This is a genomic window from Haemophilus parainfluenzae T3T1, assembly GCF_000210895.1.
Lineage (GTDB): Bacteria > Pseudomonadota > Gammaproteobacteria > Enterobacterales > Pasteurellaceae > Haemophilus_D > Haemophilus_D parainfluenzae_A.
The window spans coordinates 1,769,169-1,784,849 of record NC_015964.1; the positions used below are offsets into that span (position 1 = coordinate 1,769,169).

The window sequence follows — 15,681 nt, forward strand, 5'->3', positions numbered from 1 at the left end:
TTTAAAAATTATTCACGCCCAGGTAATTTTTTCCAAGTTACTTCATTACGCAAATAAACCGGTTCAATTTCCAAGGCAGATATGACTTTATTCTGCGCATAATCTGTTAAAGCAAGCTCAAGCATATATTGTGCAGAAGGTAAAATAATATCACTCCCTTCTAAACCACTGTCTTTAAATTGAGGATACGCAGCCCAACCTGTTCCGACTCGATAGGCGGTTAAATCTGAAAATTGCTCAAGTACTTTTTCTGGTTGGCAAACTTGTTCTTCAATAACAGGATTCCATTGGAAAAACTCACCCAATTCTGACCGCACTTTTTCTCGTTTTATTTGAGAAAAATAAACTTCATTCATTCTTGCATCAATGGCAGCTGCCACATTTTCAGCTTGATGTAATTCAAATGCAGCCTGAGCCATTGCTGTTAAATTTGATACCGCAATAACAGGTAAATCAGCACCAAATGCAAGCCCTTGAGCAATCCCTGCACCAACACGAACACCAGTAAAACTACCAGGGCCGCGTCCAAATGCTAACGCATCTACTTGCTTCAAATTGATACCTGAATTGGCAAGTAACTCATCAATCATTGGAAGAATACGTTTTGTGTGTGTACGTTGCGCTAATTCATCTAAATATGTTTTTTCGCCTTTATGCCAAAGTGCAACAGAACAGGCTTCTGTTGAAGTATCAAGTGCTAATAAGGTGATATTTTTCATTATTAATCCATTTTCTCATTTTGTAAGAATTGTACCACTTTGTTGAGATCTCGGGTACGGGTTGAATTAGGTAAACTTTTTAGAAAGGTTTCGCCGTAATTTCGCATAACAAGACGATTATCACAAATAATTACCGCACCACGATCAGTAACATCTCGAATTAGGCGTCCTACACCTTGTTTCAGCGTAATAACCGCTTCAGGGATCTGTATATCATTAAATGGATCGCCACCTTGTAATCGGCAATCTTCAATACGTGCTTTTAGTAAAGGTTCATCTGGTGCGGTAAAAGGCAATTTATCAATAATGACTAAGGAAAGAGCATCACCACGGACATCCACGCCCTCCCAAAAGCTAGAGGTGGCAACCAATACACTATGGGTTTCATGAATAAATTGTTCGAGTAATTTAGCTTTAGGCATTTCACCTTGTAATAAGATAGAAAGCTCACTATTTTCTCTAAAATACTCTGCCAAGCCTCTCATCATTAAATAGGAAGTACAAAGCACAAAGCATCGACCTTTATTCGCTTCAATGATAGGCAACAACATTTCACCAAGAGATTGTAACGTATTATTTTGATTCGTTGCCGGCAAATAACGTGGCACACAAAGTAGCGATTGATTAGGATAATCAAAAGGACTGTGAAGAATTTTTTGTTCTGCTTGCTCAATACCAAGTCGCTGACAGAAATGATTAAAAGTACCGCCGACTTCAAGCGTTGCCGAGGTGAAAATCCAAGCGGCTTCTTTATTATTTAACTGTTCACCAAATTTATCTGCGACAGTAAGTGGCGTAATATGTAAACCAAATTGTCGTCCCATACTTTCGTACCAATAACAATAGCCAACAATGGCCGTATCACAAAGACGCGTTAATTGATTCTTGATACTTTCAATACGTTCAAAAATACTATCCAAGGTTTGAGAGCGACCTAATGCAATCTTGATAACCTCAGAAAGAAACTCAATTTTTTCTTGTAATAATTCAACCGATTTTTTGACCGCACTTTGCTTAAATAGCTCACGCCAATTTCCTCGCTGATTTCCTTCACCAAGTAGAAGACGGAAATCCTGAATGACTTTAAGCAAAGTATCTGCCGTTGTGCCAAGCTGTGGCATATCTTTCAATTCTGTTCGATAAACAATATTTATATCTTTACATAAATCAAATAACTGGCGAGAGGTTAATGATTGACCAAAATACTGGCTTGCTATATCGGGAAGTTGATGTGCTTCATCAAAAATAATAACTTCTGCATTGGGAATAAGCTCACCAAAGCCACTTTCTTTTACCGCCATATCAGCAAAGAAAAGATGATGATTTACAACAACGAGATCTGCATTTAATGCCTTTTTACGAGCTTGTGCAACATAACATTCAGCGTAGTTAGGGCAATCTGTTCCCAAACAACTTTCTGCCGTACTCGTCAATTGAGGCAAAATTGGGCTATCTTCAGCCAATTCAATACATTCGGTCAAATCACCTGTTTTCGTCGCATTATTCCATTTTCTTACTTTACTTAAATCGGCTAAAACAGATTTATCCCCAAGCACACCTTGAGCAATAACTTGATCCAGACGCTCCAAACACAAATAATTGGATCGTCCTTTCAATAACGCAATTTTTCCAGAATAATTTAAGGCTTTTTTTATGGCTGGTAGATCTCTTGAAAAAAGCTGATCTTGTAGATTTTTAGAGCCAGTTGAAATGATTGTTTTTTTTCCTGCAATGAGTGCCGGCGCCAAATAAGCAAAAGTCTTTCCTGTGCCTGTTCCAGCTTCTACAACAAGCGATCGCTTATGTTGAATAGCATATCCTACAGATTGAGCCATTTCGAGCTGCTCTGCTCGTGGCTTAAATCCTTTGATATTCTTACTCAATTCGCCATCACTGGAAAAGATCTTACTTATCTGTTTTTTCATAATTATTGCTATCTAGAAATAGGCGAAGATTTTATCATTATTAGACTCATTTATATATGAATTCTAATATTTTATATAAAACAAAAACCCCAAGCCATTCAGCTCGGGGTTCACATTCAGTACCTGGCGGTGTCCTACTCTCACATGGGGAAGCCCCACACTACCATCGGCGCATCGGCGTTTCACTTCTGAGTTCGGTATGGGGTCAGGTGGGACCACCGCTCTATCGCCGCCAGGATTATTCCTTTAATAACTTCTTCTATCTCTTTCTGCTCTCACTATCTCTAGTGCTCACAACCAAACAAGCTGATTTAACCTTAAAACTTTCTTCTTTTCTGAGTTTGTTTCGTCTTCTCAACACCCAAAACCCTTGAGCGTTGTATAGTTAAGCCTCTCGGGCAATTAGTATCTGTTAGCTCAACGGCTCGCACCGCTTACACACCAGACCTATCTACGTCTTAGTCTTAAACAACCCTTACTGTCTTAAAGACAGGGAGAACTCATCTCTTGGCAAGTTTCGTGCTTAGATGCTTTCAGCACTTATCTCTTCCGCACTTAGCTACCCGGCAATGCGTCTGGCGACACAACCGGAACACCAGTGGTGCGTCCACTCCGGTCCTCTCGTACTAGGAGCAGCCCCAATCAATTCTCCAACGCCCACGGCAGATAGGGACCGAACTGTCTCACGACGTTCTAAACCCAGCTCGCGTACCACTTTAAATGGCGAACAGCCATACCCTTGGGACCTACTTCAGCCCCAGGATGTGATGAGCCGACATCGAGGTGCCAAACACCGCCGTCGATATGAACTCTTGGGCGGTATCAGCCTGTTATCCCCGGAGTACCTTTTATCCGTTGAGCGATGGCCCTTCCATTCAGAACCACCGGATCACTATGACCTACTTTCGTACCTGCTCGACTTGTCTGTCTCGCAGTTAAGCTTGCTTATACCATTGCACTAACCTGACGATGTCCGACCGTCATTAGCAAACCTTCGTGCTCCTCCGTTACTCTTTGGGAGGAGACCGCCCCAGTCAAACTACCCACCAGACACTGTCCGAGACCACGTTTCGTAATCTTCGTTAGAACATCAAACGTTAAAGGGTGGTATTTCAAGGACGACTCCACAATCACTGGCGTGACTGCTTCTAAGTCTCCCACCTATCCTACACATCAAAATTCAATGTTCAGTGTCAAGCTATAGTAAAGGTTCACGGGGTCTTTCCGTCTAGCCGCGGGTACACCGCATCTTCACGGCGATTTCAATTTCACTGAGTCTCGGGTGGAGACAGCCTGGCCATCATTATGCCATTCGTGCAGGTCGGAACTTACCCGACAAGGAATTTCGCTACCTTAGGACCGTTATAGTTACGGCCGCCGTTTACTGGGGCTTCGATCAGGAGCTTCTCTTTCGATTACACCATCAATTAACCTTCCAGCACCGGGCAGGCATCACACCCTATACGTCCACTTTCGTGTTTGCAGAGTGCTGTGTTTTTAATAAACAGTTGCAGCCAGCTGGTATCTTCGACCGGTTCAACCTTCGCCCGCAAGGGACTACAATCTACGCCGGCGCACCTTCTCCCGAAGTTACGGTGCTATTTTGCCTAGTTCCTTCACCCGAGTTCTCTCAAGCGCCTGAGTATTCTCTACCTGACCACCTGTGTCGGTTTTCAGTACGGTTTAGATAAACCTGAAGCTTAGTGGCTTTTCCTGGAAGTGTGGTATCGGTTACTTCAGCTCCGTAGAGCCTCGTCATCATCTCTCAGTGTTAAAGAAGTCCGGATTTGCCTAAACTTCACACCTACAAACTTAAACGCACATATCCAACAGTGCGATAACCTAACCTGCTCCGTCCCCACATCGCAGTTTATCCAAGTACGGGAATATTAACCCGTTTCCCATCGACTACGCTTTTCAGCCTCGCCTTAGGGGCCGACTCACCCTGCCCCGATTAACGTTGGACAGGAACCCTTGGTCTTCCGGCGAACGGGTTTTTCACCCGTTTTATCGTTACTTATGTCAGCATTCGCACTTCTGATACGTCCAGCAAACCTCTCGATTCACCTTCATCCGCTTACAGAACGCTCCCCTACCCAACAGACTTTCGTCTGATGCCGCAGCTTCGGTGCTATATTTGAGCCCCGTTACATCTTCCGCGCAGGCCGACTCGACTAGTGAGCTATTACGCTTTCTTTAAATGATGGCTGCTTCTAAGCCAACATCCTAGCTGTCTAAGCCTTCCCACTTCGTTTCCCACTTAATATAGACTTTGGGACCTTAGCTGGCGGTCTGGGTTGTTTCCCTCTCCACGACGGACGTTAGCACCCGCCGTGTGTCTCCTGAGTATCACTCTTCGGTATTCGTAGTTTGCATCGGGTTGGTAATCCGGGATGGACCCCTAGCCGAAACAGTGCTCTACCCCCGAAGGTGTCCGCTCAAGGCTCTACCTAAATAGATTTCGGGGAGAACCAGCTATCTCCCGGTTTGATTGGCCTTTCACCCCCAGCCACAAGTCATCCGCTAATTTTTCAACATTAGTCGGTTCGGTCCTCCAGTTAGTGTTACCCAACCTTCAACCTGCCCATGGCTAGATCACCGGGTTTCGGGTCTATACCTTGCAACTAGACGCCCAGTTAAGACTCGGTTTCCCTTCGGCTCCCCTATTCGGTTAACCTCGCTACAAAATATAAGTCGCTGACCCATTATACAAAAGGTACGCAGTCACCCCAAAAGGGCTCCCACTGCTTGTACGTACAAGGTTTCAGGTTCTATTTCACTCCCCTCACCGGGGTTCTTTTCGCCTTTCCTTCACAGTACTGGTTCACTATCGGTCAATCAGGAGTATTTAGCCTTGGAGGATGGTCCCCCCATCTTCAAACAGGATATCACGTGTCCCGCCCTACTTATCGTTAGCTTAGTACCATGACCTGGACTTCGAGTACGGGGCTATCACCCTGTATCGCCAAGCTTCCCAGCTTGTTCCTCTGTCTCTGTCATTATCACTAACAGGCTCCTTCGCGTTCGCTCGCCGCTACTAACGAAATCTCGGTTGATTTCTTTTCCTCGGGGTACTTAGATGTTTCAGTTCTCCCGGTTTGCCTCACTTACCTATGGATTCAGTAAGTGATAGTAGATTCTTCATCTACTGGGTTTCCCCATTCGGACATCTTGGATTAAACGCCTCTTATCGACTCATCCAAGCTTTTCGCAGATTAGCACGTCCTTCATCGCCTCTGATTGCCAAGGCATCCACCTTGTACGCTTAGTCACTTAACTATACAACCTCAAAAATTCTTGATGTTGTGTTTTCAACTAAACACTTGATTGCTTTTGTTCAATCAAGATTTTATTCTTACTCAGACTTTTTCTTATCCTTTAAAGGACTTGAAAGTCTCTTCAGTTTTTCAGCTTGTTTCCTGGTTGTTAAAGAACAGAAATAACATTTTCAGTTATCATCGTTAAATAAACTCATTAAAGCATTTTAAGCATTAAATCAGTCAATTTACTTAACGATGATAAGTGGTGGAGATAAGCGGGATCGAACCGCTGACCTCCTGCGTGCAAGGCAGGCGCTCTCCCAGCTGAGCTATATCCCCATGTCATCGTTTATTTATTACCTTATTCACCTTCGTCACTCACTCAGTTTGAGTGGTGGGTCTGAGTGGACTTGAACCACCGACCTCACCCTTATCAGGGGTGCGCTCTAACCACCTGAGCTACAGACCCAAGGGAATAACGGCTTTCTGCTCTATATTGTCTACAATATATCAATCAATCTGTGTGGACACTTATTGTCTCTCGTTTTTGGTAAGGAGGTGATCCAACCGCAGGTTCCCCTACGGTTACCTTGTTACGACTTCACCCCAGTCATGAATCATACCGTGGTAAACGCCCTCCCGAAGGTTAAGCTATCTACTTCTGGTACAACCCACTCCCATGGTGTGACGGGCGGTGTGTACAAGGCCCGGGAACGTATTCACCGCAACATTCTGATTTGCGATTACTAGCGATTCCGACTTCATGGAGTCGAGTTGCAGACTCCAATCCGGACTTAGACGTACTTTGTGAGATTCGCTCCAGCTCGCACTATCGCTTCCCTCTGTATACGCCATTGTAGCACGTGTGTAGCCCTACTCGTAAGGGCCATGATGACTTGACGTCATCCCCACCTTCCTCCGGTTTATCACCGGCAGTCTCCTTTGAGTTCCCGACCTAATCGCTGGCAACAAAGGATAAGGGTTGCGCTCGTTGCGGGACTTAACCCAACATTTCACAACACGAGCTGACGACAGCCATGCAGCACCTGTCTCAGAGTTCCCGAAGGCACCAATCCATCTCTGGAAAGTTCTCTGGATGTCAAGAGTAGGTAAGGTTCTTCGCGTTGCATCGAATTAAACCACATGCTCCACCGCTTGTGCGGGCCCCCGTCAATTCATTTGAGTTTTAACCTTGCGGCCGTACTCCCCAGGCGGTCGATTTATCACGTTAGCTACGGGCGCCAAACTTAAAGCTCAACCCCCAAATCGACATCGTTTACAGCGTGGACTACCAGGGTATCTAATCCTGTTTGCTCCCCACGCTTTCGCACATGAGCGTCAGTACATTCCCAAGGGGCTGCCTTCGCCTTCGGTATTCCTCCACATCTCTACGCATTTCACCGCTACACGTGGAATTCTACCCCTCCCTAAAGTACTCTAGCGACCCAGTATGAAATGCAATTCCCAGGTTAAGCCCGGGGCTTTCACACCTCACTTAAGTCACCGCCTGCGTGCCCTTTACGCCCAGTTATTCCGATTAACGCTCGCACCCTCCGTATTACCGCGGCTGCTGGCACGGAGTTAGCCGGTGCTTCTTCTGTAGTTAACGTCAATCACCTAGTCTATTAAACTAAATGCCTTCCTCGCTACCGAAAGAACTTTACAACCCGAAGGCCTTCTTCATTCACGCGGCATGGCTGCGTCAGGGTTGCCCCCATTGCGCAATATTCCCCACTGCTGCCTCCCGTAGGAGTCTGGGCCGTGTCTCAGTCCCAGTGTGGCTGGTCATCCTCTCAGACCAGCTAGAGATCGTCGGCTTGGTGAGCCTTTACCTCACCAACTACCTAATCCCACTTGGGCTCATCCTATGGCATGTGGCCCAAAGGTCCCACACTTTAATCTTTCGATATTACGCGGTATTAGCTACAGTTTCCCGTAGTTATCCCCCTCCATAAGCTAGATTCCCAAGCATTACTCACCCGTCCGCCACTCGTCATCAAAGAAGCAAGCTTCTTTATGTTACCGTTCGACTTGCATGTGTTAAGCCTGCCGCCAGCGTTCAATCTGAGCCATGATCAAACTCTTCAATTCAAGTTCAATCGCTCAATACTGCTGACATAAAATGTCACTACTTAAAAAAGTATTATGAATTTCTAGTTAGCACCTATTAAGACTTCAAAATTAAAAAATATTTTTAAAACAAGTCAATCAACAAGTGCCCACACAGATTGTCTGATATATTGTTAAAGAGCAAAAAAATAAATTGGTCGGCGAGATAGGATTTGAACCTACGACCCACTGGTCCCAAACCAGTTGCGCTACCAAGCTGCGCTACTCGCCGTCAGATTTCTCAATTAAGAGAATATGGGGTGGCTAATGGGATTCGAACCCACGACAACTGGAATCACAATCCAGGGCTCTACCAACTGAGCTATAGCCACCATTGATTAGTTGTTTACCGCATTGACTTCTGGCGCGCTCGACAAGATTCGAACTTGCGACCTTTGGCTCCGGAGGCCAACGCTCTATCCAACTGAGCTACGAACGCGTTACTGCGTCGTTGCAGGGGCGTATATTAATGATTTCCCAATACCTTGTCTAGCACTTTTTTGAAAAAAAATATCAAAAGATAAATTTTTGTTCAATTTGTATAGAATTTATTATGTATTCGTCTATTTTTAGTGCTAAAACGTAAAAAAGGATAGCAAATGGCTATCCTCTTTTATTTAATTTATTGCTTGTTACGACGTGCACGACGTTTCATTCTTCTTACCCATCGGGTGATTTTCCATGCTTTTGTTATTGAATAAGCATAAAGGAAGAATAATACAATAAACGCAATAAACATTGCCCATTCATTAATATAGAAGACTTCACCTAAGATCCCGATTGTCGCACAAATTGCCGCAAAGAAGGTAATTAATAAAAAGGCTTGGCGAGAGGTTAATCCTGCACGAACCATTAAGTGGTGTACGTGTAAGCGATCCGGACGGAATGGACTTTTCCCTTTACGTAAGCGACGATAAATAATGGCCACCATATCAATTAAAGGAACAGCAATAATCCAAAGTGCGGTCACTGGATTCATCGGATGTCCTTTTCCTTGTGTACTTAAAAGTAGAATCCAAATAATAGTAAAGCCGATTAAAGTACTTCCTGCATCGCCCATGAACACTTTATATTTTGGTCCGAATGGAATCCCTAAGTTTAATAATAGATAAGGTAAAATCGCTACAATTAAGCCAAAACTCCAATATGCCATATCCATCTGTCCATCACGGAACATTAAGATACCAATGGCAGCAAATGAAACAATAGACAACCCTCCTAGCAATCCATCAATACCATCAATCATATTAAAGGCATTAATAATCGCGATTGTGGCAAATACGGTAATAATCAATCCGATAGAACCAAGTGTTAATTGGAATGGCCCGAGAATTTGGCCTAAATGATCTAAATAAACATTACCTAAGTCGATCATTAAAATGGCAAGCACCGCTTGAATTCCTGCACGCAAGAAAGGGCTAATATCAAAGCGGTCATCTAAGATACCGATTGCGAGTAGAACAAAGATACTGAATATATAAAGATAAGGTAAACGAAGTTGATCCCACTCCATTAAATAATAGCAAAGGTTTCCTATAAAAAGAGAAACACCGCCAATCAGTGGAATCGCACCTTGGTGACGCTTACGATAATTTGGCTTATCAACCAAGCCAATTTTATTGGCAATTGGTCGCATGACAATTAAGGTTAAAAATGCCCCTAAAAAAGTGACGAGAAGACTTAGCATAGTTTTTATCCTAAAATTTTTTTGCAAAGGATAACATAAAGAAAAATCAGCACACAAAGATTTTTCTCAAATTCAGTTTTTTAGTACAATATGACCACTTTTAATATAAGGATTCAAATCATGACAAAATCAACCGCACTTTTCTCTCGTGCACAAGAAGTTATTCCTGGTGGCGTAAACTCCCCTGTTCGTGCCTTTAAAGGCGTAGGTGGTACACCTGTATTTATTCAAAAAGCCAAAGGCGCTTATATTTACGATACTGAAGGCAAACAATATATCGATTACGTAGGCTCTTGGGGTCCTATGATTTTAGGTCACAACCACCCTGCTATTTTAGATGCCGTATTAAAAGCAGCGGAGAATGGTTTAAGCTTTGGTGCACCAACCCCCTCTGAAATTGATTTAGCAGAATTAGTCTGTGAAATTGTGCCATCTATTGAAATGGTTCGTATGGTGAGTTCTGGTACTGAAGCAACCATGACAGCTATCCGTCTTGCGCGTGGTTATACAAATAGAAGCAAAATCTTAAAATTTGAAGGTTGTTACCACGGCCATTCTGATTCACTTTTAGTAAAAGCCGGTTCGGGTGCATTAACACTTGGTCAACCAAGCTCACCAGGTGTACCTGAAGATTTTGCAAAACACACTTTAACAGCAGAATATAACAATCTTGATTCTGTTAAAAAACTCTTTGAAGAATTCCCTAACGATATTGCTTGTGTGATTATTGAACCTGTCGCAGGCAACATGAACTGTGTTCCACCAAAAGAAGGATTCTTACAAGGCATTCGTGAAATTTGTGATCAATATGGTGCACTTTTCATTATTGACGAAGTCATGACAGGTTTCCGTGTTTCACTTGCCGGCGCACAAGCTTATTATGATGTAACGCCGGATCTCACCACATTAGGTAAAGTCATTGGCGGCGGTATGCCTGTTGGTGCTGTGGGTGGTAAAAAAGTGATTATGCAACACCTTGCACCGACCGGTCCGGTTTACCAAGCGGGTACCCTTTCTGGTAACCCGATTGCAATGGCTGCAGGTTTAGCCTGTTTAACTGAATTGAAAAAAGCAGGTAACGAGCAACACCTTGCAGAATTAACCACAAAACTTTGTGATGGCTTAAAAACATTAGCCCAAAAACATAATGTGCCATTTGTGATTAATCATGTAGGCGGAATGTTTGGTATTTTCTTCACTGACCAAAAACAAGTGGCCTCTTATGCAGAAGTCATGAAATGTGATACCGAAAAATTCAAAATATTCTTCCATAAAATGCTCGATCAAGGCGTTTATCTTGCCCCTTCTGCTTTTGAAGCTGGCTTTATGTCTTTAGCACATACAAATGAAGACATTGAAAAAACGCTTGCTGCCGCTGATATTGCATTTGCCGCAGTGGCTTAAATACAAAAAGTGCGGTTAAATTTAACCGCACTTTTTTATTTCATATTATAAACGTTCATAGAGCACGTTTTCTAACAATCCCCTTTCCTCTTCAGTTAATGCTGTGCCTTTTTCATTTGTCAGAATGAAGAAGTCTTCGGCTTTTTCCCCTACAGTCGTGATTTTTGCATTACAAATATTGAGTTTTAACTCGGTAAAAATTTGACTGATTTGAGCCAATAAACCGGGTTTGTCTAAAGCAACGATTTCTAACTCCGTATGCTCTTTTTTGGTTTCTTTCAAAAAACGTACATCAGTTTTTACGGTAAAATGTTGCAACTGTCGATTATTTGCAAAAGACACAGATGGCAATTTTTCGCCTAATAAAACAGAGGTTAATACTGCTTCTAATTCTCGGCGACGTTCTGAACGAACCAATTCACCATTTAATTCTGTGATGATAAAGCTGTCGAATACATACCCATCATCCGATGTTAAAATTTGGGCATCATGAATACTGAATTTTTTCGCACCAATGGTTGAAACCACTTTATTAAATAAGTTGGCTTGATCAGGGCAATAAACGAAAATTTCAGTCCCACCGCTAGAAAAACGATTACTAATTTTAACCAGTACTTCACCATCAAATTCAGTTAATAACTCGGTATGCCATGCAATTTGTTTTGGGCTATTTCGTAAAAAATAATCATCAGGACAACGTTGCCAGAGTGCTAAGATTTTTTCTTCCGATAATTCTGGTTGATCTTCGGATAAAATTGCCAGCGCCAATTGGCGATTTTCAAGGATCTTTTCTTTATTATCTAATAATAAATTCATCCCTTGTCGGAATTGTTGCGACGTATAATCGTATAAAGAGGCAAAAAGAGAACGTTTCCAGCTATTCCACAAGGTACCGTTTGTTGCACAAATATCGGCAACCGTCAAACAAGTGAGATAATCTAAACGCACATGATTTTGTACACTTTCCGCAAAGCTCATCACAACTTCTGGATCATGAATATCTCGACGCTGTGCAGTGATTGACATGAGCAAATGCTCTCTCACTAGCCAAGCCATCGTTTCAATTTCTCGACGATCAAAGCCATGCAAATGAGCAAATTCAGCTATATCTTCAGCCCCTAACTCTGCATGATCCCCTCCTCGGCCTTTCGCTATATCATGGAAAAGTGCGGCAACATAAAGCAAAGTGCGGTCAGAAATTTGACTAAATATTTGATGGCAAATGGGGTGAGATTCTGCCTCATTTTCGGCTAAGAAACTTTCCAATTTCAACATCACTCGCAAGGTATGCTCATCCACGGTGTAAATATGGAAGAGATCAAATTGCATCAAGCCTTCAATCCCCTGCCATTGTGGCAAATAAGCCGTTAACACACCATATTGGTGCATTGGGAGGAATGCACGCTGAATCGCTTTCGGTTGATTAAATAACCGAATAAATTTTTCTCTTGCTTCAGGAATATCACACAATTTCTGCGTCAAACTTTCTAACGCAATCTGAAGTTGGCGTAATGTTGAGGAATGAATTTCGGCTTGTTCATGCTGCGTTAGATAGAAAAAAAGATCCAAAATACGATCGGGATAACGTAAAAACAGATCATCTTGACGTAAACACAAACTTTGATTTACTAGCTCAAAATTATCATCCAAAGGATGAATAGAAACCTCGCCATCCGTTGATAAAAAATGTTCTTTATAATGCTTAATCAGGATATCGGTTAAACGAGAAATCGTGCGTAAAGCTTGGAAAAAACATTTCATCATTTTTTCGACACCACGGTTTCCGTCGCCTTCAAAACCAAGCATCTCGCTCACTTTGATTTGACGATCAAACAGTAGTCGGTTGTCATAACGTTTTAAAATCAAGTGTAAAGCGAACCGCACTTTGAATAAAAATGCTTGGCTCTCTAATAATTGTTGGTGTTCTGATGGGTAAATAAAGCCGCTTTCCAAAATGCCATCAAGGGTCATTTCTCCGGTATGACGTAATGCGATCCAATATAAAAGGTGAAGATCCCGTAAACCACCTGGGCTGTATTTTAAATCGGGTTCTAGATTATAACTGGTGTTGTTATAGCGCTGATAACGTTCAATTTGTTCTTGTACTTTTGCGTCAAAGAATAGTTTTACCGCCCAAAAATCTGGCTTTTTCAATATTTCCCCTAAGGCATTAAAAAGGGATACATCTCCCGATAAATAACGAGACTCAAGCAAATTAGTGGCAATAGTAATGTCGTGTTTGCCTTCCTTTTCACATTCTTCTAAAGAACGAACACTGTGCCCTACGTCGAATCCACAATCCCATAGAAACTGAACGAGTTGACCAATTTTCTCTTCTGTTTCAGACTCTCTTTTTTCTTTTGAAAGAATAAGAACATCCAAATCAGATAAAGGAAACATTTCTTGTCTTCCGTACCCACCTACTGCAATTAAGGTAAGATTAGCTTTATCTAATTCAAATTGCTGCCAAAGCTGTTTTAACAAATCATCACAAAATTGTGTACGGTTAGCGATCAGCTCAAAAACAGAATAATCAGTAAAGTGCTGACGTTCAAATTCCTTCAAATTTTCACGCTGAATTTTGACCGCACTTGGCGTGAGTGGAGAATCGAAATGATAAGGAAAAAGCATACTGTTCTCTTAATTAAATAAAAAGCCCATAAAAATGAGCTTTCAATAACCATGATAGGAATTAATCTTTGTCAAATACCCAATGAAACACTGAACAGATCCAAAAGACACCTAGTACAACTGCACCAATTGGTAGTGTAACGAAGTAGCCAATCCACACTAAAGCTATTACAGGCTCTCCTTCTCCTATCACCTCAAAAATAATAAGGGGAAGGCACGCAAAAAATACGATAACTAAACTGATCAGAAGGAAAGTTCTAAATCTCATAACTCAAATTTTCTTTTAATACTTTAAATATTGACCATCATACGTTGAATTCGGCCTTCTGCAATTTCTTCATCACGAATAGTCATCACTTCACAACCGGTTTCTGTCACAACAATTTGGTGTTCATATTGCGCTGAATGGCTACGGTCTTTGGTTTTTACCGTCCAACCATCGCCCATAATGCGCACTTCTTTTTTACCCGCATTAATCATTGGCTCAATGGTGAATACCATGCCAGGTTTTAAAATCACACCACCATCATCGGCATAATAGTGTAATACTTGCGGTTCACAGTGGAATTCAGTTCCCACGCCGTGACCACAGTACTCACGCACTACACTAAATCCTTGGCTTTCAGTATATTTTTGTACCGCTTTACCAATTTCGTTTAAACGAATACCCGGCTTAACCGTACGTAATCCCACATAAAGTGCTTCTTGTGCCGCTTCAACCAATTTTTGGCTACGAATATTGGTTTCTCCCACGACATACATCTTCGAATTATCACCGAAATAACCGTCTTTAATCACAGTCACATCAATATTGACAATATCACCACGTTTTAATTTTTTATCGTCGCTTGGAATACCATGGCAAACCACTTCATTTATAGAAATACAGGTTGCTTTCGGAAAACCATGATAATTTAAGCACGCAGGAATCACTTTTTGTACATTCACCATATAATCATGACAAATGCGATCCAATTCACCTGTGGTCACCCCTTCTTTGACATAAGGTTCGATCATGACCAAAACATCAGACGCTAATTTACACGCTTCACGCAACTTAACAAGTTCTTCTTCAGTTCTTAATGGAATGCCCATTATTTCTCCTTATTTAATTCTGATTTATTCGCATATAATAGCACTAATTCCGTGAAAAATCTTGAATGAATTAACAGGTTATTAGATAATACAAGGATTATTTTTAGGAAAGTGGGGATAGAGATATGTCAGATTTAGATATGGCCGTACCGCTAACTTTTACTGATGCGGCAGCCAATAAAGTAAAAAGTTTAATTAGCGAAGAAGAAAACAACGAATTAAAACTACGCGTTTATATCACCGGTGGCGGTTGCAGTGGTTTCCAATATGGTTTCACCTTTGACGATAAAGTCAATGAAGGTGACTTAACCATTGAAAAAGCCGGTGTGCAATTAGTGATTGACCCAATGAGTTTACAATACTTAATTGGCGGTACCGTGGATTACACTGAAGGCTTGGAAGGTTCTCGTTTTGTGGTGAACAATCCAAATGCAACCAGTACCTGTGGTTGTGGTTCTTCATTCAGCATCTAACATGGATTTTCAATTTACCCATTATCTAGGCAATGTACATACTAAATGTTCGATGGAACACATTGCCCTAGCCAATTGGTTTAATTCAGAAGTGCGGTCAAATCCTCAAGCGTTTTTGACCGCACTTTCTGCCTGTGAGCAGATTAAAAATAATGATGAAGTCACGCTGATTGGCTCTGAATACACGCTTTTTATCAATACCGATGAAGTGATGATTCGCGCCAATAACCTTGCGATTGAAACAGATGAAATTTTAGAAGACGACTTCCATTATTATGATGAAGAAAGTATCGCCTTCTGCGGTACAACAGACTTCATCCACTTTCTTAATGCCTATTTTGAATTTATTGCTTAACCTCATTCTCTGAAGCTAACTAT

At 42.0% G+C, this 15,681-nt stretch carries 8 protein-coding genes, 5 tRNA genes and 3 rRNA genes; 3 read left to right on the forward strand and 13 right to left on the reverse strand.

The genetic code is table 11. The features are described 5' to 3' along the window. Nucleotides 1-8: 8 nt before the first annotated feature. The 11 genes from tsaB to wecA form a co-directional block, all read right to left on the reverse strand. Complete coding sequence (tsaB, locus tag PARA_RS08740; RefSeq protein ID WP_014065454.1) at nt 9-719, reverse strand: tRNA (adenosine(37)-N6)-threonylcarbamoyltransferase complex dimerization subunit type 1 TsaB; 711 nt, start codon at nt 717-719, stop codon at nt 9-11. Between the two features lie 2 nt (nt 720-721). Beyond that, on the reverse strand, nt 722-2,644 hold the full coding sequence (locus tag PARA_RS08745; protein WP_014065455.1) for an ATP-dependent DNA helicase: 1,923 nt from the start codon (nt 2,642-2,644) through the stop codon (nt 722-724). 121 nt (nt 2,645-2,765) lie between these two features. Then, a 5S ribosomal RNA gene (gene rrf, locus PARA_RS08750) occupies nt 2,766-2,881 on the reverse strand. A gap of 144 nt (nt 2,882-3,025) precedes the next feature. Next, nucleotides 3,026-5,923 (reverse strand): 23S ribosomal RNA (locus tag PARA_RS08755). 244 nt (nt 5,924-6,167) lie between these two features. Next, nucleotides 6,168-6,243, reverse strand: a tRNA-Ala gene (locus PARA_RS08760). A 53-nt stretch (nt 6,244-6,296) separates the two neighbouring features. Next, nucleotides 6,297-6,373, reverse strand: a tRNA-Ile gene (locus PARA_RS08765). 82 nt (nt 6,374-6,455) lie between these two features. Then, nucleotides 6,456-7,995: ribosomal RNA gene (locus tag PARA_RS08770) — 16S ribosomal RNA — on the reverse strand. The 16S, 23S and 5S rRNA genes sit together here with 5 tRNA genes alongside, the layout of an rRNA operon. Nucleotides 7,996-8,168: 173 nt before the next feature. Next, a tRNA-Pro gene (locus PARA_RS08775) sits at nt 8,169-8,245 on the reverse strand. Nucleotides 8,246-8,269: 24 nt separating this feature from the next. Next, nucleotides 8,270-8,345, reverse strand: a tRNA-His gene (locus PARA_RS08780). Nucleotides 8,346-8,375: 30 nt separating this feature from the next. Then, nucleotides 8,376-8,452: transfer RNA gene (locus PARA_RS08785), tRNA-Arg, on the reverse strand. 183 nt (nt 8,453-8,635) lie between these two features. Beyond that, nucleotides 8,636-9,700, reverse strand: coding sequence for a UDP-N-acetylglucosamine--undecaprenyl-phosphate N-acetylglucosaminephosphotransferase (gene wecA, locus PARA_RS08790; RefSeq protein WP_014065456.1), 1,065 nt, complete (start codon nt 9,698-9,700; stop codon nt 8,636-8,638). A 120-nt stretch (nt 9,701-9,820) separates the two neighbouring features. Here wecA and hemL point away from each other — a divergent pair, with 120 nt between their 5' ends. Next, nucleotides 9,821-11,104 (forward strand): glutamate-1-semialdehyde 2,1-aminomutase, encoded by a 1,284-nt coding sequence (gene hemL, locus PARA_RS08795; protein ID WP_014065457.1) that lies wholly within the window; start codon nt 9,821-9,823, stop codon nt 11,102-11,104. 45 nt (nt 11,105-11,149) lie between these two features. On the opposite strand, the gene glnD is transcribed toward hemL, so the two are convergent. Continuing rightward, nucleotides 11,150-13,735 carry a bifunctional uridylyltransferase/uridylyl-removing protein GlnD gene (glnD, locus tag PARA_RS08800; RefSeq protein WP_014065458.1) on the reverse strand — a complete coding sequence of 862 codons (2,586 nt, stop codon included), beginning with the start codon at nt 13,733-13,735 and terminating at the stop codon, nt 11,150-11,152. Between the two features lie 291 nt (nt 13,736-14,026). Continuing rightward, a complete protein-coding gene (gene map / locus PARA_RS08810) occupies nt 14,027-14,830 on the reverse strand; it encodes a type I methionyl aminopeptidase (protein WP_014065459.1) in 804 nt (267 codons plus the stop codon). Between the two features lie 125 nt (nt 14,831-14,955). Here map and erpA point away from each other — a divergent pair, with 125 nt between their 5' ends. Continuing rightward, nucleotides 14,956-15,303: an iron-sulfur cluster insertion protein ErpA gene (erpA, locus tag PARA_RS08815; protein WP_005696219.1), complete on the forward strand. Its 348-nt coding sequence runs from the start codon at nt 14,956-14,958 to the stop codon at nt 15,301-15,303. 1 nt (nt 15,304) lies between these two features. After that, nucleotides 15,305-15,658, forward strand: a complete 354-nt coding sequence (locus PARA_RS08820) for a YacL family protein (protein ID WP_041918273.1) — start codon at nt 15,305-15,307, stop codon at nt 15,656-15,658. The last annotated feature ends 23 nt before the right edge of the window (nt 15,659-15,681 follow it).